Origin of the sequence: Streptomyces sp. ID05-26A, assembly GCF_033794685.1 — a bacterium.
In the GTDB taxonomy this organism is placed as follows: Bacteria; Actinomycetota; Actinomycetes; order Mycobacteriales; family Pseudonocardiaceae; genus Lentzea.
On sequence record NZ_JARAYZ010000006.1, the window covers coordinates 358,836 to 379,348 of the forward strand.

Sequence of the window (20,513 nt, forward strand, 5' to 3'; positions counted from 1 at the left end):
GGACGAGCTAGAAGGGCTTGGTCTCCACCGCGATCTCACCGAGGATGTCGCTCAACGGTCGCGCGGACTGCACGCCCAGCGACGCCGCCGCACCCGGCGGCACGGTCTCCGCGATGTCCGTGCCCGCGCACGTGACGCGCGAAGCAGGCAGGATCCCGGACACCAGGTACTTGTTCACCAGGGTGTCGACACAAGCGTTGCGGCGCAACGCGTAGTGCCCGTGCTGTCCGTCGTTGGACACGCTGATCAGCGGCTGGTTCAGGTGCTCTGCCATCACGCGGCCGTTGGCGAGCGGCGTCTGGGTGTCGCCGTCGGAGTTGACCACCAGCCCGGCCGGGTACTTGCGGGTGATGGCGGGGATCTTCTCCGGGCGCTGGAACGCGCGGAACGTGCAGTTGGTCGGCGCCATGTAGTCGACGGTGCCGCCGTACGGGTTGGTGTCGCGCCAGCGCTTCATGTCGTTGTAGTAGGTGTTGACGTCGGAGAACCAGTCCCACTCGCACACCACGGCCTGGAAGGTGCCCGGCGAGGTGGGTTCGATGTCACCCTTCTTCAGCGCCGCCACGATCGCCGAGGCCTCCGCGGGGTCGGCGACACCCGCCTTGATCGACGCGATGTGACGGGAGAACGCGGCCCACGAACGGCGGTAGCGGGTGGAGCCGGCCGCGTAGTCGAAGGAGGTCACGTCCGCGTAGCCGCCGAACGGGCCTTCCTGCAGCTTCGCGGCGATCTTGTCGAGCTCACCGCGCACCGCGGCAGGGGTGGTGCCGAGGCCGTAGGTGCCGTTGCGGGCGGCGGTCCACTCGGTCCACTTCTTCAGGTTGTCGGTGATGGCGTCCACCACGTCGACGTCCTGCTCGTGCCACGTCTTCAGCGGGTCCAGGGCGGAGTCGAGGACGCTGCGGTCGAGGAACTTCGGGAACATCGAGCCGTAGACGGCGCCGAGCTGCGTGCCGTAGGAGTAGCCGACGTAGGAGATCTTCTTCTCCCCCATGGCCCCGCGGATGACGTCCATGTCGCGGGCGGTGTTCATGGTCGAGATGAACCGGCGCATCTCACCGCCGCCGCGCTGGCAGTTCGCCTCGACGGCACGGGCGTAGTCCGACCAGTTCGCGAGCTGCGAGTCCGTTGGGCGCGAAGGGAACTCGTCGTCGGACGGCGTCGAGATGCAGCGGATGTTCGTCGAACGGCCGACACCGCGCGGGTCCATGCCGATGACGTCGTAGATCTTCAGGACCTCGGTCTGCGCGTTGAACCAGTGCACCGCGCCGAGGCCAGAACCGCCGGGTCCGCCGGGATTCGTCATCAGCACGCCTCTGCGGCGCGCCGGATCGGTGGCCTTCTTGCGCGAGATGGCGACTTCCAGGTTGCCGTTGCCGGGGTTCTTGTAGTCCATCGGCACGATCACCGTGGCGCACTCGATCCCCGTCGAGGGCGTGACCCAGCCCGCCGGGCACTCTGCCCACGCGACGGTCTGGGTGTAGTACTCGTCCAACGGACCCGGTACCGCCTGGGCCGTTCCCACCAGGGACATGAACAGCGGAGCGACCAAAGCCGCCGCGCCCCAACGCTTCCTCACCGCGTACCCCTCACGATCGTCGGTCAGCGACAGAACGCTGTCGCAGTCGCGGACCCGGTCGACACCCCCGAAGGTCGGGTGAAATTGACCGAAGTGGGGTAGGAAGGGGTATGGATCCGGTCAAGGCGTTGAAGCAGGTGGCGTTCCACCTGGAACGGGCCGGCGAGCCGACCTACCGCGTCCAGGCGTTCCGCAACGCGGCCGTCGTCCTCGCCGACCTCGATCCCGCGGACGTCGAGAAGCGCGCGAAGCTCGGCACGCTCACCGACCTCAAGGGTGTCGGCAAGTCGACGGCCGGGGTGGTCCTGGACGCGCTCGCGAACCGTGAACCGTCTTATTTGGCGAAACTCCGGCACGTCGACATCACCGGCGGCGAGGAGATGCGGGCGAAGCTGAAGGGCGACTGCCACGTCCACTCGGACTGGTCCGACGGCGGCAGCCCGATCCGCGACATGGCGGAGGCGGCGCGCGACCTCGGGCACGAGTTCATGGTGCTGACGGACCACTCGCCGCGGCTGACCGTCGCGAACGGACTGTCGCGCGACCGCCTGGAGAAGCAGCTCGAGGTGATCGCCGAGCTGAACGTCGAGCTGGCACCGTTCCTGGTCCTCACCGGCATCGAGGTCGACATCCTCGACGACGGTGCGCTCGACCAGGACGAGGACCTGTTGGCACGGCTCGACGTCGTGGTCGCGAGCGTCCACTCGAAACTGAAGATGCCGCGCGCCGAGATGACGCGCCGGATGGTCAACGCGGTCGAGAACCCGCACGTCGACGTCCTCGGCCACTGCACCGGCCGGCTGGTCGTCGGCAAGGGCCGCCCGGAGTCCCAGTTCGACGCGGAGAAGGTCTTCGAGGCCTGCGCGCGGAGCGGCACCGCCGTCGAGATCAACTCACGTCCCGAACGGCTCGACCCCCCGCGCCGGCTGCTCAGCCTGGCCGTGGACGCCGGGTGCACGTTCTCCATCGACAGCGACGCACACGCGCCCGGCCAGCTGGACTGGCTGAACTACGGCTGCGCGCGGGCCGAGGAGTGCGGTGTCACGCCGGACCAGGTGATCAACACGAGGAGCGCAGCTCGGCTGCTGTCCGGGTGAGGTGCTCGTACCAGGACACGAGCGGCCCGGTGTCGGCCAGCGCACGGCCGAGCGCGACCCGGCACAGGTCCCGGACCGGTTCGGGGTCCCACGCGGCCACCAGGGCCTGTATCGAAGTCCCGTTCGATGAGAGTCGCGCCTGAGGTGGTTCCTGGTGGTGCGGCCGAATGGCCCGCATACCGCTGTTGTATGTGGGTCGTTCGGCCGTGCCGCCAGGGGCCGCGTCAGGCCCGGCTATCGCGAACATGGACTTCGATACAGGCCCTGGGTTCTCGAACGACCCCAGTTCACCGAGCGCGTAGCCCTCCAGGCCGGTGCAGATCGGCACGACCGTCCCGTCGGCCTTCACCACGAACGGATCGACCCGCACGAACGCCGTGGGATCGGCCCGCAGCAAAGCGGCGGACGTGACGTCGAACTGGACCTCGACGGCGTCGTCCTCGGCGACCCGGCCGAGCTCCACCGCCGCGTAGACGAGATCGACCCGGTCGACGCCGTGCGGCCGCACGCGCACCTTGCGAGCGCCCTCCCCGACCGCCTCGGTGGCCAGACCCCTCAGCATCGCCACGTTGTCCGGCACCAGATCGATCAGCACCGTCACCCGGTGCCCGTCGGCGGCGTGCCCTCCCACCTCGTCCAGCGCGACCACCAGCTCGGCTCCGGGCACGGCCGCGAGCCAGCGAGGGTCGCAGACCTCGACTCCCATGTCTCTACGGAGCAGGCGGCACGTGCGGAAATACCGCTCACTGGATCATCTGGTTTTTCCGTCTGGCGTATCAACCACCTGCCCGCATCCATCAGAGTGGAGTACGGCCCCGAATGGTCCGATCGAGGGACTTCGTTCACACCATCGGGAAAGCCGATAACGGCTGATCAGATGCGAGCGAAGTCATCGGTGGGAGGGAGCGAGAATGCGCCGGCAGTTCATCGTGCCCGCGGAGTCCTGCGCCAGGAGCGCGGCTGAGGCGCGCCGCACAGTGCTGCGCGATCTCCACGACGGTGTCGGTCCCTCGCTCGCCGCGGTCGCTCTCGGGCTGCGGTCGGCGCGGCAGCTGCTCGCCTCCGACCCGGCCGGCGCGGCCCGGCTCCTCGTGCTGCTCGAGGACGAGATCCACTCGGCGATAGGCGACATCAAGTCGCTGGTCGCGAACGAGAGTCCCGCCGCGGTGACCAAGTTCGGGTTGGTGGGAGCCGTCGAGACGTTCGTGGCCGCGTTGCGGTCGCGGCTGCACGTCGAGATCGAGGTGCTGGTGCTCGGCGAGATCCCGCCCCTTCCCGACCCGGTGAGCGTGGCGGCGTACCGGATCATCCGCGAGGCGCTGACGAACGTCGTCACGCACGCCGACGCGCGCACGTGCGTTGTGCGGCTGTGGTTCGACGCCGAGCTGCACGTCGAGGTGGTCGACGACGGGGTGGGCGCGGCCGAGGTGACGACCGGTGTCGGACTGGCGTCGATGCGGCAGCGGGCCAGTGATCTCGGCGGTGACTGCCGGGTCGAGCCCGGCCACGACGGCGGCACCAGACTCGCGGCCGCGCTGCCGGTCTCATGAGCCTGCGCGCGCTGGTCGTGGACGACCACCCGTTGTTCCGCCAGGGCGTGATGGCGGCGCTGGCGGACAGCGGCATCGACGTCGTGGGTGAGGCCAGCGACGGGACGCCGGCGATCGAGCTGGCGCGGCAGCTGCGGCCGGACGTGATCGTGATGGACCTCAACATGCCCGAACTCGGCGGCATCGAGGCGACGCGCCGGATCGTCGCCGCCCGGCCGTCCGCGCGAGTGCTGGTGCTGACCATGTTCGAGGACGACGAGTCGGTGTTCGCGGCGATGCGGGCCGGTGCGCGCGGTTATCTCGTGAAGTCCTCGCGGCCGCAGCAGATCGTCGACGCGGTGCGCGCGGTCGGGGAGGGCGAGGCGATCTTCAGCCCCGGCGTGGCGACGCGGCTGCTCGACTTCTTCGCCACCGCACCACGTCCGAGCGCGCTGCCGGAGCTGACCGGGCGGGAACGCGAGGTCGCCCTGCTCATGGCCGCGGGCAAGGGCAACGCGACGATCGCGCGGGAGTTGTTCGTCAGCACCAAAACCGTGCGCAACCACGTGTCCCACATCCTCCGCAAGTTGCAGGTCGCAGATCGTGCCCAGGCGGTAAACGCACTTCGGGACCGTTCGGGATAAGTGCCCGTGTCGGCCGGGACGCGCCCGGCAGGATGATGGAAGCAGTAGTCAGAAGGGGAGCTGATGAACGCCGAGCCCGTCACCGTCGTCCTGCACGCCACCGATTCCATCACCCGCGCGGGTGTCACCGTCGCACTGCGGTCCCGCCCGGAGATCAGGCTCGTCGAGCCGGAGACCACCGAGCGCTGCGTCGCTCTCGTCGTCGCCGAACGTCTCGACGAGAACGTGCTGCAACTGCTGAGAAAGCTGCAGTGCCAGCCGAACCCCGGCATCGTGCTGATCGCCGGCGACGTGGCCGACGCCGAACTGCTCGACGTCGTCGGCAGCGGGGTGTCCGCCGTGCTGCGCCGGGCCGACGCCACCCCGGACACGCTCGTCCGGCTGATCCGCGCCGCGCACGCCGGGGAGGGCTCGCTGCCCGCCGACTTGCTCGGCCGGTTGCTCGGACGTGTCTCCGCGCTGCAGCGCAACGTGCTGCGCCCCAACGGGTTGAACCTCGCCGGCATGTCGAGCCGGGAGACCGAGGTGCTGCGGATGATCGCGGACGGCCTGGAGACCAGGGAGATCGCGGAGCGGCTGTGCTACTCGCAGCGCACGGTGAAGTCGATCCTGCACGACATCACCAACCGCTTCCAGCTGCGCAACCGCGCCCACGCCGTGGCGTTCGCGTTGCGCGAAGGTCTGATCTGACCTCATCCGGAGCGTCCGTTCAACACCACCGACGGGGTGCACGAGCCCTTGGGTTGCGGGTTCTGGCAGCTCACCCGGAACACGATCTTCTCACCCGGCTGGAACCGCAGTGGTTCCTGGAAGTGCTCGTCGCGGTCCCGGAAGTTCCCGAGCCCGATGACCCGGATGGTGCTGCGCGTCCCGGCCGCGTCCCGGACGAGTTGGGCGGTGCCCGTGTCGCCCTTGGCGTTCTCGAAGAAGATGTCCTTGATGAGGAACGTCTTCTTGTCGTCCGGCGGGGTGAACGTGACCTCGGTGAACGAGCCGGTGTTCGCGACGATCGGCGCGGTGACGTCGAGCCGGAACGTCACCGGCTCACCGTTCTCGGCGGGTTTCGGCAGCGTCGGCGTCGCGCCGGTGTCACCGGGCTTGATGCCCAGGGCGTCCAGTGCCTGACCGGCGTTCGCCGCGGCCTGCTTCGACTCGTCCTTGGCCGCCCCGGCCGCGCTGGCCGCCTGGTCGGCCCTGTCCTTGATCTCCTTGCTCTCCTGCTGCATCGCCTCGCGCGCCGCGGTCTTCACCGCGGGCGCCAGCACCGTGATCCACAGCGCCGCCAGTGCCGCCGCGATCAGCAGGAGCGCGATCAGCAACGGCAGCAACCACGCCGGCAGCAGCGGGCGCTGGACCATCGTGCCCTGGGTGATCAGCGGGTCGCCCTGCTCCGGCGTGATCTCGACCTGGAACGGGTGCCGCTTCGGCTCTCCGCGCAGGAACCGCCGGCGCGGCCTGGCCCGCAGCCGCACGAACGCCGTGGTGCCGGGCGGCAGTGCGACCTCGGTGCGGTCCAGCCGGAAGTCCAGCTCGTCCTCGGGGTCGACGGCCCGCAGCCGCAGCACCGCGGGCGAGTTGCCGACGTTGTCGACGGCGACCTCGAACGTGGCCTTCCGCGCGCCCTCCGCCTTGGCGGGCACGAGTTCCACGGCCACGTCGGTGAACGCCCCGACCGCGACCACGCCCTCCTCCACGACGGAGCCGTTCGGGTCCTCGCGGGAGATGACCCGGACGCCGAACGGCACCGTGCCCGCGTAGACACCCGTCTCGCGGGGAGGCGCGAACCGGATGAGCACCGGCGCGGACTCACCGGGGTTCAGGTTCACCACGGCCGGTTCGGCGTGGCTCCAGGACGAGGCCTCGCCGACGACGTCGATCGTGAACTGGTCCACCAGCTCGCCCGCGTTGCGCACCATCACCTGGCAGGTGACGTCGCCGCCCGGCGCGACCGACAGGTCCGAAGTGGACAGTGTCGCTGTTGCTCCCATGTCGTGAAGTCTCCTTCGTGTGCTGTCCGCTGACAGCGGCGTTCCAGGCGTGGCCGGGTGCGCTCTTCACTGCCCGTTGGGGAAGCTGCTAACCGCGTTCGATGAAGTCGGCCGGCTGGCTCGTGTTGGGCAGCACCAGGAAGTCCCCCGACTTCACCTCGCCGAACCTGGTGCCCTCCACCGTCGCCGCCAGCGCCTGCCTCGGTCCCTCGGTGTCGTTGTGGAAGACCAGCATCTGCGCGGTGAACGTGCCGTCCGCGGTCGTCAGCTCGCCCGGTGTCTCGGAGATGCCCGGCGACCAGCCGAGCCTGATCTTGGCGCCCGGCGGGAAGTCCTTGCCCTGCAGGGAGACCACGCCGCCGAGCGGTCCGGCCTGCTGGTCGAGGGTGATGGCCGGTTGTTTGACGACGATCTGGGTGGAGGCCACGTTGTCGGACGCGATCTCGTCCGGGCCGGTGGCGATGACGACGCCGACCAGTTCGCGGTCGACGGCCTGGGTGGCCGGGATCGTCAGCTTCACCTCGGTCTGGCCGTCCGGGCCGAGTGTGCCGACCAGGCATTCCGGCTCGCAGCCGAACGCCGAGGCGACCACCCGGACGCTCGTGAGCGTCGAGCCGGAGCTGTTGAGCAGGGTGAAGGTGACGGTCACGTCGTCACCGCCGACGAACGCCGGCTGCGGGGTCGCCGCGACCGCCAGCGAGAGCGATCCGGTGCGTTCCAGCACCTTCACGGTGACTTTCGACGTGATCGTGCCGACCGCGGCGGTCACCTCGTGCTCCCCCGCCGTCGAGCCGATGGCGTCGCCGCTCACGACCTTCCGCTCCCCCGGCGCGATCGGACCGAGGTTCGACCCCACCGGTCCGCCCTGCAGACCGGGCGGCATCGTCACGGTCAGCGTGGCGGGCGCGGGGGCGAAACCGGTGTTCGCGACGGTCACCTCGATGGTCGTCCTGCCGTTGAACGGGATCTCGGCCGGAGTGGCGGTCGTGGTCACGGTGAGGCGCGGAAGTCGTTGCACGGCGGGCTGGCTCGCGTCGCGGGTCAGGAGTTGCGGGGTGCCGCCCTGAACGGGCACGGTCCACAGGTCCGGCGGCCGTTCCACGTCGGAGGACTCGAAGACGAGCCTCGTGCCGTCCGGGAGCCACGCCGCGTCACGTGGGCGGACGATGCTGCCGCTGTCCTCCACGACGACGCGGGTGTCGGTGCCGTCGGCCTTGACCGTGCAGATCCGCTCGTCCTGGGTGAACGCGAGGGTCTGGCCGTCCGGGGACCACGCCGGGTGCTCGTCGTTGTAGCCGTTGCACTCCTCGCCGAAGCGCGCGGACAGGTCGAACTGGCTGCTGCCGTCCGGGGTGACGAGCCAGATCCGTGACCCCTCCGGATCGTCCGCGGTGATCGTGACGATGGCGGTGTCCCTGCCGGTGTTGCCCTGGGCGTCGGTCGCGGTGCACGTCACCGTCGTGATGCCGACGGGGAACCTGGTGCCGGACGGCGGTGTGCAGGCCGGGGTGAGGGGGCGGTTCTGCGCGTCGGTCGCGGTGGCCTGGAAGGTGATCGTCGCGCCGGTGCCGTCCTGGGTCCGCGCGACGATGTCGTCTATGCGCACCAACGGTCTCACCTGGTCGGCGACCTGGACCTCGACGGTGTGGACGTACCCGGGCCTGGGCTCCTGGTCGTTGTTGAGGCGGAACTCGACCGTGCAGCGCAGGGTGCTGCCCGGTGTGGCGTTCGCGGCGACGGTGAACCTCTCGGTGAACCTGGCGTCCTGGCCGCTCGGCGCGGTCACCGGGCCCGGCGGGGTGAGCTCGACGGTGAGCCCGTCGTCGCACCGGGAGACCGGGGTGATCTTGACGTCGAGGTCCTTGATTCCGTCGAGGATCGCGGTGCTGATCTCGCCCGGTTTGTTCTCGTCGTAGGTCTGCAACGAGCCGTCGGTGGCGTCGACGAACCGCGTCGCCTGGCCGAGCTCGTTCAAGCCGCCGCTGTCGACGCCGACGAACCGGATGTTCGCCCGCTGCAGCGCGGCGATCGCGTTGTCGACCGTGTCGTCCCGGTTCGGGGGCATCAGGCGTTCGGCGGTGGGTTCGTCGCCGATCACGACGACGACCCGGCTCGAGTCGGGCCGGTACGCGAACGCGTCCGTCGCCGTGCGGATCAGCGCGTGGGCCCAGACCTCGGTAGAACCCTGGTCCAGGATCACGTTCACCTCGCCGATCCCGGCGACGGGGTCCTCGTCGAATCCGGAGTGGACGGTGAACGTGCGGCCCGCGTTCTCCGGCCCGGCGAAGCTCGCGATGCCGAACCGGGACTCGGGCTGCAGGGTCGAGATGTCGCCCATGATGTCGAGGAGGGTCTTCTTGACGCTCGCGATCTCGCCGTCCATCGAGCCGCTGATGTCGATGAGCAGCACGATGTCCGGCTTCGGCGGGACGCGCGGGGTGCGGACGACCTGCTCGACGTCGAACGTGCTCGCGCGGCGGACGGGCCGGTCGGTGGTGGGCACGCTGATCTGCGGCGGTGGCTGGGTGATGGTGCTGGACCTGCGGGTGATCGCGATGGTCCGGCCGTCCGGGGACCAGTCCGGCTGGCTGTCGTAGGCGCGCAGGTGCTCCGGAATTCCGATCTCACCGGTCTTGGCGCCGCCAGCGACCCGGTGGATCTGGATCCTCGGACTCTCGCCGTCGCCGATGGGGATCCAGGTGACAAGCGCGATGCTCGTGCCGTCCGGTGACCACGCCGGTTGGGTCTGCCGGAAGGGTTCGGCGTTGAGAGGCCTGGGGTTCGTGCCGTCGGCGTTAGCGATCATGACGTGGTCGTCGTCGACGTAGGCGAGCTTCGTGCCGTCCGGCGAGAACGCCGGGTCGTGTTGCTCGCGGGCGGTGCCGGTCAGGTTGGTGCGCGCGTTTCCGGTGCTGTCCACCTTGAAGACGTGGCCGTCGTCGCTCGTGAAGCCGATGTTGAACGGTTCCGCGGGCGGCTGGGCCTGGAGAACCGGCACCGGCATCACGAGCAAAGCCACGAGCAGCAACGGAAGTGCGCGCACGGTCATTTCACCTGCTTCTCGAACAACTCGATCTCGCTGATCACCGTGTCGGTGCTCTCGGTCGACGGGTAGACGCCCGCGACGAGCACCTGGACCTGCTGGACGCCGTCGCCGTTCTCGATGGCGTGCTCCTGCTGGTCGGGCGCGTCGGTGAGAGTGATGTCGTCGGTCTTGCCGGTGTCGAACACCAGCGTGAGCCGCTGCGGTCGTTGGGAACCCAGGTACTTCTTGGGGTCACCGCTGTAGACGATCATCCGGCGCAGGTCGGTCTTCCGGTCGAACTGAATGGTCAGCGCCGCGGTCCTGGGATCGGTCTGCGCGGCCCAGAACGTGCCCTTGTCCGTGTCCATGGCGAGGCCCGCCGGGTGGTCGGGGCGTTCCTGCGAGGCGGAGATCGAGCTCTGCCTGACCGGCACCCACTTCTCGACGAAGATGCCCGCCACGGTGTCCTTCGCCTTGACCACCTGGGTGTTGACGCCGCTGCGGAACGGCTGCGAGAACCCGTACAGGGCGACGAAGAGCAACACCGCGACGGCCAGCGTCCAGCGCACCGCCTTGCCGACGCCCTGGCGGACCTTGGTGGTCGTCCTGACGCGGCGCGGCCTGCTGCCGCTTTCCCTGACCTTCGGGCCCCTCCGCCACCGCTTCCACCACGGCTGCCGCTCGACCGTCGCGTCGACGAGCGTGTGGCCGCAGACGGCGCAGAACCGCCTGGTGGTCACGTTGCCCGAGCCGCACTGGCCGCAGATGAGGTCTCCGGGCTGCGGCTGTCTTCTGAGAGTCTGTTGTGGACGGTGGTGCGGCTGCTGCTGTTGCGGCTCGTCCGGGCGGACCGGGCCGGCCTGGGCCTGGGCACCGGTCCACTTCAGGAAGTCGCCGCAGTTGCCGCAGAATTCGGTGTTCGGCGCGTTGTGCTCGCCGCAGGTCTGGCAGACGATCATGTGGTCACCTCGATGGTCGTGGCGACGTGGGCGGGCACCATCCGGCGCACCGCCGCGGTGATGCGCGCCCGGTCCACCGCCTCCGGACGCTCCACCCGGACGCGGACCAGCACGTGCGCGGGAGAACTGCCGGGGACGGGGCCGTTCGGGGTCGACGAGGTCGCGGTGCCGCCGCTGTCCGCGATGTCGACGCGGCCGCCGGTGAGCAGCCAGACGTGTTCGGCGAGGCCTCTCCTGGTGCCGCGGAACCGGTGCAGCCGGACGGCGCGGGCCACGAGCTCACGGCGCTGGGCGGAGGACCAGTTCTCGTCGAGGTCGAGCGCGACCCAGCCGGCGAGCCAGTCCACGAAGTCCTCGGGGGCGAGCCGCGGGTCGAGGTAGGCGGAGAAGCAGTCGAGGACGGTGAAGATCGGGGCCAGGACCTCGTCGAGGGCCTGGGTGAAGCGCTGGGTGAAGTCGTCGTCGGTGTAGACGGCGGGCATGCGCTCGCCCAGGGGGTGCGGGGAGATGAGGTCGTCCACGGCGTTCCTCACGACCTCGCCACCCTGACCTGGTGGTTGTACGAGAACGCCAGGCCGTTCGGCGGCAGGTCGACCCGTTGCTGCGACTGGCTCCTCTCGCCCGTGGCCAGGTTCGCCGCGAACAGCTTGACGTCCTCCACCAGCTCGACGCCCTGGATGCGTTGCAGCACCGCGTAGACCTCGCCCGAGTGCACCGGCCTGCCGAACGGCCAGCCCGTCCCGTCCGCTCCGCCGCGGATCGGGTCGAGGTGGGCGGCGAGCGCGTCCATCGCCCGTGCCCGGACGGCCTCGGTGGGCGTGCCGGGGCGTGCCTTGAGGTCCGCGACCACCGTGACGCCCTGGTAGAACGGCGGTTCGACGCTCACCCGCGCGCCGACGCACCGGCGCGCGTCGAGGTGGCGGGCGATCCGTTCGAGGGTCTCCTGGTCGACCTGCAGGGCCGCGAAGTTCGGTTCCTCGTGCTGGGGCACCGCCGGGACGACCAGCACGCGCACACCGTCGTCGCCCGGCGCGCACCGCACCCGTGCGACCTCCGGAGCGACCTCCTTGGCGAGGACCTCGTAGTCCTCGGCCGTCACCGCCCGATCGCGCGTGCGCAGGGACAGCGGTCCTCTCAGTGCCGCGTCCTCGACCGACTCCCCCGCCACCCCGCCGCGGCCGGGCTTGCGGTTCGTGACGTTGCTGACGAACGGCACCGGATCCCGTTGCACGGTCACGAGGTTGCGCGCGACGTTGCCGCGCGGGCCGCCACCGGTCCGGTACTCGGTGACGCGGATCGCCGCCGACTTCGCCGGGACGGCGCCGTAGTGGCGCAGCGTGCCGTCCTCCCGGCGGACCGCCGGGCCGAAGATGATCTGGCCCTCGGTGTTGTCCAGCAGGAAGTGCCGGTCCTCCGGGCCCGACTCGACGAACTCGCGGACCTCGGTCCAGGTGTCCCAGCCTTCCGTGGTGGCGACCTCGACCGTGATCGGCTCACCCGCGACCACAGGGGTTCTCGCGAGCGGGAAGCGTTGACCCACAACACCTTCCGAGACGCCGAGCGACTCGTTCCTGACCACGTCGGCGTGCACCGCCTCGGTGGTGCCGCCGATCGTGGACGCCGTGACGTCGCGGAGCTTCGGCGAGCGCCGGTAGAAGGGCTGGCCGGGCCACAGTTCGGCGGCGCGGCACCGCAGCCAGCCCGCGCGCTGCCGGACCAGGACCGACGTGGTGTGGCCGGCCGGGACGTGCACGACGACGTCGCCTGCGGAGTTGAAGCCGCCGTTGGTGAAGTGGTCGACCTCGCAGGCGGCCCAGCCCTCGTCGGTCCAGGCCTCCCACGCCCACGGCGGGTCGGCGGGGTTGATGCCGGACCCCATCGGTTCGCAGTCGAACCGGAGCAGCACCGCGCAGCCGGGGACGGCGTCGGACAGGCCGAACAGCACGGCGTCGTCCTTCTGCGGCTGCTCGCTGAACGCCGGGGGTTCCTTGGCCGCCCTGAGGTCGTCGGTGCGGTCGACCGGCTGGCCGTTCGCCGTGGCCGTGGCGAGGTGGGAGAGCTCGCAGGGCACGATCGTGAGCGGGCGGTCGACCGTGAAGACGACCGGGTCCTCGACGCCCTTGCGCTGCGTCGCGACCTGGTTGCCCCGCGGGACCTCGACGGGGGCCGGTTGGGCGGCCGACAGCCAGTAGGTGACGTCCACTCGCGCGGCGGTCGGGGCGAACAGCTCGACGCCGATCAGGTCTAGGAACTTCAGGTAGTTCAGCTTCGGCACGCGGTTGAGCCGGTACATCAGCTCGTCGACCATGTGCGCGAAGGTCTCGATCAGCGTGACACCGGGGTCGGAGACGTTGTGGTCAGTCCATTCCGGACAGTGCTGCTGGACGCGGCGCTTGGCCTCGTCCACGAGCTGCTGGAAGCGCCGGTCGTCCAGGTTCGGCAGGGGAAGCGGCATCACGCACCGTCCTCGTGCGGCGGTATGACGTAGAACGGGAAGACGAGGTTGCGCGGGTCGTTGGTGGTGCTCAGGGTGTAGCGGATGTCGATCAGCAGGGTGCCGCTGTCCGCCTCGGCGAAGTCCACGACCACGTCGGTCAGCTCGATGCGCGGTTCCCACCGCTCCAGTGACTGCCGCACCTCGTAGGCGATCTGACCGGCCGTCGTGGAGTCCGCGGGCGCGAACACCAGGTCGTGGATCGCGCAGCCGAACTCGGGCCGCATCGGGCGTTCGCCGGGCGCGGTCGCGAGGATCAGCCGGATGCTCTCGACGATCTCGCGGTCGCCGTCGACGAGCGCCACCGAGCCCGTCGCGTCGGTGCGGACGGGGAAGCTGAGGCCCCTGCCGATGAACTCCATCACCCTCCTATCAGGACGGTCGGGCAGCCGGGCGGCAGGATCGGCGCGCCGCAGCCGCTCATGTCCCCGACGCGGGCCGCCGGCTTGCCGCCGATCAGCACGGTCGGGCAGCCCGGCGGCACGATCGGTGTCGGCGGGTGCACCGCGGGCGGCGGGAACGAGCACGTGTGCAGGTCCCCGACCGTCGCGGCCGGTTTGCCGCCGATCAGCACGGTCGGCACGCCGGGTCCGGTGATGACGCCGGGATGGGCTGTCATGTCGGCGATTCTGGCTGCGGGTGGCATGGTTCCTCAGTTGATCTTCACGATGGCGCCCTTGACGGTCAGCGGCCCGCTGGCCGTGACCTCCGTCTGCGCCTGGCCGGCGATCTTGACCTGGGCGCCCTCCGCCTTGAGCTCGGTCTGCGCCTTGATGGACACCTTCTGCCCCTTGAGCTCCAGCGGGCCGGTGCCGGCGTCGACGGTGATGCCGTTCTGCGCCTTGACGTTGACGGTCTTGGCGCTGGTGATCTCGATGTTCTGGGCCTTCTGGTCGATCCTGACGAGGAACTTCCCGTCACCGCTGGAGATCACGATGCCGTCGTCCTCGATCAGCTCGACCTTGTGCCCCTTGCGGCTCACGAATCCCCGGACCGCGATCTCGCCGCTCGCGCCGTCGACGGGCGGTTTGCTCAGCTTCGGCGGCTGGTCCTTGCCGTTGTGCAGGCCGCCGAGCACGTACGGCGCGTCGAACTCGCCGTGCTCGAAGCCGACCAGCACCTCGTCGCCGACCTCGGGCAGGATCATCGTGCCGCGGTTCGCGCCGGCGCCCTGCTGCACGGTCCGGGCCCAGACGCTGGTGAAGTCGCTGGCGAGCCAGGGGAACTTGACCTGGACCCGGCCGAGGTTCTTGGGGTCCTTGGCGTTCGTGACGATGGCGGGGACCAGTCCGTTGAGCGGCTTGTCCTTCGCGCTGTGGACGAGTCCGTAGAGCGAGCGCTCCTGCCGGCCGGAGACGGTGAACTCCGTGGTGTAGCCGGTGTGTTCGGCGAACAGGTGCCGGGTGCTGGTGAGGGTGTACTTGCCCTGGAACGGTTCGCCGACGTTGGTCAGCGCGACCGCCGTACCGGCCTTGAGCTCCGGGTTCCCCCTGGCCACGCCGGTGAGTTCGGCGCAGGAACCGCCCAGCTGGGCCGCTAGCGCCTCCGCCGCGGCCTTGGCCTCGGCGTGCGTGCGGTACTGACCGGTTTCCAGGTGTGGCTGCGCCTGGAACTTGTTCGCGAGCTCCTTCGGGTTGGCCTGGGGCACCTCGACGCCGGCGGTGTTCGGCACGGCGGTGGCGACGACCTCCTGCTTGTTCTCGAAGTCCCAGCCCCTGACCTGGACCTCGGGGACCTGGCCCGCGGTCGTGATGCCGGCCCGGAGCGCCACGAGCGTGCTGTGCATCTCGAGGACGAGCGGGTCCGACTTGGCCTTGGCGTTGGCTTTCGGTGCCTTGGCGGGAGGTTCGGGCAGCCTGAAGTCGAGTTTGCCGTCCTTGACCGCGATCTGCGCGCCGACCGCGCGCGCGAGGCGGCTGAGGAACTCCCAGTCGCTCACGTTGTCCTGGCTGAGCTGCGTGTCCGGCCGGCCGCCGACGCCCGGCACGTCGTCGATCGTGCCCGCCTTGATGTTCGCGCGTCCGGCGACCTTCCTCACGACGTCCGCGACCGTCATGCCCGGGTAGACCGCGACCCTGCGGCCGCGGAACAGCCGGTGCGCCTCGTCGTACCCTCGGACCTCGGTGAACGTGCCCTGCGCGTCGAGCTCGACGCCGACGGCCGTGATCTCGCCGCTCATCAGCGGTTTCGGTCCGCCGGGGTCGGCGGTCTGGACCTTGAGCGCGGCCTTCGCCCCGATCTTGAGCCCGGCCTTGGCGAGCACGACGTGGCCGGGGTCGCGGAACCGCAGCACGAACATGTCCGGCAGGTTGCGGCTGTCGTCCACGTAGGCGTAGGTGAGCAGCAGCTTGACGTCGGCGGGCAACGGCTGCCCCTCGACCTCGACGACGAGGTTGTTGGCGAAGCTCTCGTTAGCCATGGTGGACCTCCTCCAACGCGGGCACGAGCACCGTCGTGCCGGGGGTGAGGCGCATCGGGTCGTCGATGTTGTTGGCCTCGGCGATGTACCGCCACAGCTCGGGGTTGCCGTAGGCCTTGTACGCCAGGCTTTGCAGGCTGTCGCCGGCCGTGAGGGTGTGCGCGTTCCTGGCGGCCAGCGCGCCACTGGTCGGGTTCTGCCCGCCGGGTTCGCCGCTGACCTCCTCCAGGTTGACCGTGCAGAGCGCCCTGACCGGCATGCCTCCGGGCGTGAAGAGCGTGTACTTGGCGCTGACGCTCGCGACGTAGCTCGGGAAGCCCGTCGTCGTGCCCCACTTGAAGATGACCCAGGGCGGACTGCCCTTGCCGCCCTGCCTGGAGTCCTTCGTGGGCACGGTGAGGTTGAAGAGCTGCTCGACCTTCTTGATGGTCGCGTCGCCCATCGTGTCCGTGGAGTCGAGGAAGATCTCCAGGCTCAGCTTGGCCGGTTCGGCCCCCTTGAACTCGGGCACGCCCGCCTTGGCCGCGTTGGGCTGCGTCTGCCGCTGCCACTTGGCGTTCTTGGCGAGCGTCAGCTCCTTGGGGTTGAACTGGAACTTGATCTCGTCGATCTGCGCCCCCGGTTTCTGCAACCCACCGGGCTTGGGCGGCTCGTGCACGGTCAGCGACGCGTGCTCCATCTTCTTGGACGTGGTCGCGTTCCCCGCGCTCGTGAACGTGACGGTCATCGCGCGTCCAGGAACCCGTGGTGCGCCAGCTCGAGCGTCTCGGTGGCGACCTTCGTCTGCTCGGCGCTCAGCTGCGGCCCCGTCCACCGGACGGGAATCACCTCGGCCAGCGACCAGCTCGCGATCACCCTGCCCTCCAACGTCTTGGCCTCGATGACCGCGGTCCTGCGCTTGATGCCGGACGCCATGCCCGCGATCCAGTTGGTGATCTTCTGGCTGTCCCTGGTCACCGGTCGCGTGAGCTTCACGTTGGGGTACTTGATGCGCGTGGGCAGCTGCCACACCATCCCGTTGTTGCCGCCCTCTTCCCGTTGCTCGATGACGAACTCACACCCGAGCCCCTCACAACTGTTGAAGGCCCCCAGATCGTCCTTGTCGACCGACACGCTGAAACAGACGGCGACGGCTTCCTCCGGTGCACTCATCACACGTCCTCACATGTCGGTGAGCGCCCCACGACGCTCACGGTCGAGCCACAGATCGGCCTTGAGCCGCCGCAGCAACGGGTCGTACAACTTCCGCAACAACTCGTCGGCCCCCTGCCCCTGCACCGGCACCTCGACCCGTTGCACCTCCTGCGGCCCGACCTCGGCCACCCGCTGCACCACCGTCTCCACGACCGGCGCCCTCGTTTCGACCACTTCCTCAACGGCACGGGCCACCACCACCGGCAACGCGGGTTCGGCACCCTTCCGCTCCGTGGGTTCCGCAGGTTGCGCGAACCGCTGCACGGCCCAACTGCCGGTGAGCGGCCGCTGCTCTGCCTGCACCACAGCGGGTTCTGGCTTGTCGGCACTCTGCGCGAGCTGCACCACAGGCAGGGCCGCTTCGGCAGCGCGCTGCGCGGCAACGCCGAGCGACGGCACCTCCGCCGGCCCACCGGGAGCGGCCGAGGACGCGGGGTTACCGGGCAATCGCTGCACCACAACGCCGAGTTCCGGCGCCACCGTCGTCTCCGCGGCCCTCTGCACCTCGATGCCGGGAGACGGTGCCTCTGGCACACCGGCCGTCGGTGCCGGTGCGGAGATCGGCTCACCAAGCCCCAGCCTGCGCGACCGGGTCGGCAGGGGCACGGCGCTGGAGCGTTGTACGACCGCATCGGACCGGCTTGCGGACGGCTCGACATCGGCTCGGGGTTCGGGCGGGCCGGCGTGGTCCGAGGAGACGAGCCGGAGGTGGTCCGTCGCGGCACGCTGGATGCCGGGCTCGGACGAGGTGAGCGGTCTGCTTGCACCGCTTGTCGTCGTGAAGGGTGTGCCCGCGCTCCCTGGCGACGCGAACGGCGGAGTGCTTTGTTCTGCGTGCCGCGGGAGGCCAAGACCCGCTGGGGCGGGTGGCGCGCCTTGCTCGGTCGAAGCACGCTGCACTGGTGAGGTGGGCGTCGCGGAGGCGCGTTGCACGATGCCCGGCTGCAACGGGGTTAGGGGCAGGACTTCGGGCATGGTCGAGCCGGGCGGCGGGTTCCCGTGCTCCGGAGAGACCGCCGGGGCGTCCGGCTGCAGGCTGCTGGGCAGCGCTGGGCTGCGGTGTTCGACTGAGGAGCGCTGCGGGGTGCCGTGTTCTAGTGGGGTCGTGTCGTCGGTTGCCGAGCGCTGCAGGGCAGCCCGTTGCACGGTGGCGGGTTCGGCCTTCGCGCGCTGCGGGGTACCGAGAGCCGGTGGCGCGTCGCGCTCGGCCACAGCCCGTTGCAGGATGCCGAGTGCCGGTGCGGCGGCAGGTTCGATCGCGGTGCTCTGCACGGTGCCGTGCTCCGGCACGACATCGCGCTCCACCGCAGTCCGCTGCACGGTGACGCGTTCCGGCGCGGCGGCGGGTTCCGGCGCGGCGCGCTGCACGGTGGCGCGTTCCGGCGCGGCGGCAGGTTCTGTCATGGCGTGCTGCACGATGGCGCGTTCAGACACGGCGGCAGATTCCGTCGAGGCCCGCTGCACGATGGCGCGTTCCAGTAGGACTTCGCGCTCCACCGGAGCCCGCTGCACGGTGACGCGTTCCGGCGCGGCGGCAAGTTCCGTCAAGGCGTGCTGCATGGTGGCGCGTTCCAGGGTGGCGGCAGGTTCCGTCGAGGCCCGCTGCAAGGTTGCGTGCTCCGGTGATGCGTCGGACTCAGCCGAAACCCGTTGCACGGCGGCGCGTTCCGGCACGGCGGCAGGTTCGGCCGAGGCGCGCTGCAGGGTGCCGGACGTCGGCAGGTAGTCGCGCTCGGCCGCAGTCCGTTGAAACGCGGCGCGGTCCGGGGCGGCGGGTTCGGTCGCGGCCCGCTGCACGGGGGCGCTTTCCGCCACGACAGGCTCGGCCACAGCACGCTGCGGGGCGCTGGGCTCCGGCGTGGCATCACGCTCAGCCGCAGCCCGTTGCACGGTGGCGGGTCCCGGCACAGTGGCGCGTTCCAGCGAAGCGGCGCGTCCCCGCAGGGCAACGTGTTCTGGCGCACCGGCGGGCTCAACCGCAGCCCGTTGCACAGTGGCGGTTCGCGGCACAGCAACGTGTTCCGGCACGCCAGCGGGCTCAACCGCGGCCCGTTGCCCAGCAGCGCGTCTCGGCACAGCAACATGTTCCGGCACGCCAGCGGGCTCAGCCGCAGCCCGTTGCACAGCAGCGCGTCCCGGCGTGGCATCACGCTCAGCCGCAGCCCGCTGCACCGTGGCGCGTCCCGGCGCAGCAACGTGTCCCAGCGCACCGCTGGGTTCGACCACAGCCCGTTGCACAGCACCGCGTCCCGCCGAACCAGCGCCGTCTGACGCCACGGATGGCGGCGAGAAGTCGGCCGGGCGGGACGGCGGAGGTGGCTGGTCCGGGGCAGGCTTGGCCACGTCGGCGATCGACCCCGACAGCTCCGACTCGCCCACCGCGTGCGCCAGAGGCGCGAGGAACGACGGGTTCTGCCACGCGGCCAGGCGAGCGGAGAACGCCGGCACCGGGTTGATCAGCGGGTGCGGGGCCACCAGGCGTTGCAGGGGCGGGAGGGTTCGCCAGTCCGACCTGACGACCGGAAGCGGGGCGGCGGCTCGCCGTCGAAAGGGCCACACGACCGATCACCTCCCCTAGCCCGAAGAACACCGAAAAACGACTAGCCCGCTGAGATGCGGGCGTTGATGCGGCCGATCTCCTCCACGTACCGCAGCCGCTCCGCGTGCTCCAGGTCCAGAATGGAGTCGAGCGACCAGTGGAAGTGGTAGGCGACGTACGCGACCTCCGAGTACAGGCGGTCCGCCGCGTACGTCACGATTCCCCCAGGCGCCCACCGGCGATGTCGACCTCGAAGCCGTGGCCGCAGGACGGGCACGAGACCCCAGAACGCGTGTGGCCCTCGCTGTTGATGCGGCGGTACATGTCCTGCAGGAACGCCAGATCCGCTGCGAACAGGTTCTCGATGACGCCGGCGTGCACGTCGGTGACCGAGCCCAGGCGGACCACCACCCGGCCCAGCAGGACGACGGTCAGGTACGCGGCGTTCTCGCGGACCCTGTCGTCCCGCAACGGGATCAGCTCGTCGCGGGCCGTGGCGAGGCGCATCACGCCGGAACGGTGCAACACGCCCGAGTCGTCCACGTAGCCGCGGGGGAGTTCGAAGGCGAACTCCGTCTGCATCTCGACCACGGCGGAACGCTTCACTCGACGTCCATCTCCTCGTAGGTGACCGTGAGCTTCTCGGTCAGCACTGAGGTGTCGCCGGCCTTCAGCGTCCCGATCTCCAGCGCCTTCGGCCAGGCGCGCATGATCTTGTAGCGCTTGATGGCCTGGCCCTCGTAGTCGTAGACGACGACCACGCCGTTCTTGCGGGCCGCGCCCATCTTGCCGAAGCGGGAGTCCTTCACCCACTTCTCGAACGAGTTGTCGGACGTGAGGCCTCGGGTGAAGACGACCTCGCCCGCCTTCATGCGGCCCGGCAGCTTCTTCACGACGTACTTGCCGTCGGCCATGTTCTGCTTGAGCTCGATGACGTCCTGCTCCATCTTCAGGCCCGTCACCTCGGAGATCTGCTTGATCGTGATGCCGTCGACCTCCAGGCCGAACGAGTGGCCTACCGACGTGTCGAGATCGGGGAGTGGCAT

Annotated in this window: 21 protein-coding genes; 5 read left to right on the forward strand and 16 right to left on the reverse strand. The window is 70.0% G+C overall.

Going from position 1 to position 20,513, the window contains the following annotated elements; genetic code table 11:
* Window positions 1-7: 7 nt before the first annotated feature.
* Window positions 8-1,579: an alpha/beta fold hydrolase gene (locus tag PV646_RS39160; protein ID WP_500347553.1), complete on the reverse strand. Its 1,572-nt coding sequence runs from the start codon at window positions 1,577-1,579 to the stop codon at window positions 8-10.
* A 110-nt stretch (window positions 1,580-1,689) separates the two neighbouring features.
* Between PV646_RS39160 and PV646_RS39165 the strand changes: the two genes are divergently transcribed.
* Window positions 1,690-2,676, forward strand: a complete 987-nt coding sequence (locus PV646_RS39165) for a PHP domain-containing protein (RefSeq protein WP_500347554.1) — start codon at window positions 1,690-1,692, stop codon at window positions 2,674-2,676.
* Here the strand turns inward: PV646_RS39165 and PV646_RS39170 are convergent.
* Window positions 2,639-3,382, reverse strand: coding sequence for a hypothetical protein (locus PV646_RS39170; RefSeq protein ID WP_500347556.1), 744 nt, complete (start codon window positions 3,380-3,382; stop codon window positions 2,639-2,641). The two genes, PV646_RS39165 and PV646_RS39170, sit on opposite strands and share 38 nt — an antisense overlap.
* Window positions 3,383-3,587: 205 nt before the next feature.
* Between PV646_RS39170 and PV646_RS39175 the strand changes: the two genes are divergently transcribed.
* The 3 genes from PV646_RS39175 to PV646_RS39185 all read left to right on the forward strand — a co-directional run bounded on the left by PV646_RS39175 (window position 3,588) and on the right by PV646_RS39185 (window position 5,539).
* The gene (locus PV646_RS39175) at window positions 3,588-4,226 is read left to right on the forward strand and encodes a sensor histidine kinase (RefSeq protein ID WP_500347558.1); all 639 of its coding nucleotides are present in this window, start codon (window positions 3,588-3,590) and stop codon (window positions 4,224-4,226) included.
* Window positions 4,223-4,849, forward strand: coding sequence for a response regulator (locus PV646_RS39180; RefSeq protein WP_500347560.1), 627 nt, complete (start codon window positions 4,223-4,225; stop codon window positions 4,847-4,849). The genes PV646_RS39175 and PV646_RS39180 overlap by 4 nt, the downstream gene beginning before the upstream one ends.
* 63 nt (window positions 4,850-4,912) lie before the next feature.
* A complete protein-coding gene (locus PV646_RS39185) occupies window positions 4,913-5,539 on the forward strand; it encodes a response regulator transcription factor (protein WP_500347562.1) in 627 nt (208 codons plus the stop codon).
* A 2-nt stretch (window positions 5,540-5,541) separates the two neighbouring features.
* Here the strand turns inward: PV646_RS39185 and PV646_RS39190 are convergent, their stop codons facing one another.
* The 11 genes from PV646_RS39190 to PV646_RS39240 form a co-directional block, all read right to left on the reverse strand.
* Complete coding sequence (locus tag PV646_RS39190) at window positions 5,542-6,837, reverse strand: COG1470 family protein (protein WP_500347564.1); 1,296 nt, start codon at window positions 6,835-6,837, stop codon at window positions 5,542-5,544.
* An 88-nt stretch (window positions 6,838-6,925) separates the two neighbouring features.
* Window positions 6,926-9,886, reverse strand: a complete 2,961-nt coding sequence (locus PV646_RS39195; protein WP_500347565.1) for a VWA domain-containing protein — start codon at window positions 9,884-9,886, stop codon at window positions 6,926-6,928.
* Window positions 9,883-10,821 (reverse strand): NADase-type glycan-binding domain-containing protein, encoded by a 939-nt coding sequence (locus PV646_RS39200; protein WP_500347567.1) that lies wholly within the window; start codon window positions 10,819-10,821, stop codon window positions 9,883-9,885. The genes PV646_RS39195 and PV646_RS39200 overlap by 4 nt, the downstream gene beginning before the upstream one ends.
* Window positions 10,818-11,354: a phage tail protein gene (locus PV646_RS39205; RefSeq protein ID WP_500347569.1), complete on the reverse strand. Its 537-nt coding sequence runs from the start codon at window positions 11,352-11,354 to the stop codon at window positions 10,818-10,820. The genes PV646_RS39200 and PV646_RS39205 overlap by 4 nt, the downstream gene beginning before the upstream one ends.
* Window positions 11,351-13,276 (reverse strand): putative baseplate assembly protein, encoded by a 1,926-nt coding sequence (locus tag PV646_RS39210; protein WP_500347724.1) that lies wholly within the window; start codon window positions 13,274-13,276, stop codon window positions 11,351-11,353. Before PV646_RS39210 ends, PV646_RS39205 begins: the two co-directional genes overlap by 4 nt.
* On the reverse strand, window positions 13,276-13,677 hold the full coding sequence (locus PV646_RS39215) for a GPW/gp25 family protein (RefSeq protein ID WP_500347570.1): 402 nt from the start codon (window positions 13,675-13,677) through the stop codon (window positions 13,276-13,278). The genes PV646_RS39210 and PV646_RS39215 overlap by 1 nt, the downstream gene beginning before the upstream one ends.
* Window positions 13,677-13,961, reverse strand: coding sequence for a PAAR domain-containing protein (locus PV646_RS39220; RefSeq protein WP_500347571.1), 285 nt, complete (start codon window positions 13,959-13,961; stop codon window positions 13,677-13,679). Before PV646_RS39220 ends, PV646_RS39215 begins: the two co-directional genes overlap by 1 nt.
* 6 nt (window positions 13,962-13,967) lie before the next feature.
* Window positions 13,968-15,734, reverse strand: coding sequence for a VgrG-related protein (locus PV646_RS39225; RefSeq protein ID WP_500347573.1), 1,767 nt, complete (start codon window positions 15,732-15,734; stop codon window positions 13,968-13,970).
* A complete protein-coding gene (locus PV646_RS39230; protein WP_500347575.1) occupies window positions 15,727-16,461 on the reverse strand; it encodes a CIS tube protein in 735 nt (244 codons plus the stop codon). The genes PV646_RS39225 and PV646_RS39230 overlap by 8 nt, the downstream gene beginning before the upstream one ends.
* Window positions 16,458-16,886, reverse strand: a complete 429-nt coding sequence (locus PV646_RS39235; RefSeq protein ID WP_500347576.1) for a phage tail protein — start codon at window positions 16,884-16,886, stop codon at window positions 16,458-16,460. Before PV646_RS39235 ends, PV646_RS39230 begins: the two co-directional genes overlap by 4 nt.
* A 9-nt stretch (window positions 16,887-16,895) precedes the next feature.
* A complete protein-coding gene (locus PV646_RS39240; protein WP_500347577.1) occupies window positions 16,896-18,743 on the reverse strand; it encodes a hypothetical protein in 1,848 nt (615 codons plus the stop codon).
* A gap of 135 nt (window positions 18,744-18,878) precedes the next feature.
* On the opposite strand from PV646_RS39240, the gene PV646_RS39245 reads away from it, so the two are divergent.
* Window positions 18,879-19,199, forward strand: coding sequence for a hypothetical protein (locus tag PV646_RS39245; RefSeq protein ID WP_500347578.1), 321 nt, complete (start codon window positions 18,879-18,881; stop codon window positions 19,197-19,199).
* Window positions 19,200-19,528: 329 nt separating this feature from the next.
* On the opposite strand, the gene PV646_RS39250 is transcribed toward PV646_RS39245, so the two are convergent.
* From PV646_RS39250 to PV646_RS39260, 3 genes are read right to left on the reverse strand one after another with little or no spacing between them, the layout of a single operon-like run.
* Complete coding sequence (locus tag PV646_RS39250) at window positions 19,529-19,684, reverse strand: DUF6760 family protein (protein ID WP_452255532.1); 156 nt, start codon at window positions 19,682-19,684, stop codon at window positions 19,529-19,531.
* Entirely contained in the window at window positions 19,681-20,073 is a 393-nt protein-coding gene (locus tag PV646_RS39255) for a hypothetical protein (protein WP_500347580.1), read from the reverse strand. Before PV646_RS39255 ends, PV646_RS39250 begins: the two co-directional genes overlap by 4 nt.
* Window positions 20,070-20,513 (reverse strand): phage tail protein, encoded by a 444-nt coding sequence (locus PV646_RS39260; RefSeq protein ID WP_500347581.1) that lies wholly within the window; start codon window positions 20,511-20,513, stop codon window positions 20,070-20,072. Before PV646_RS39260 ends, PV646_RS39255 begins: the two co-directional genes overlap by 4 nt.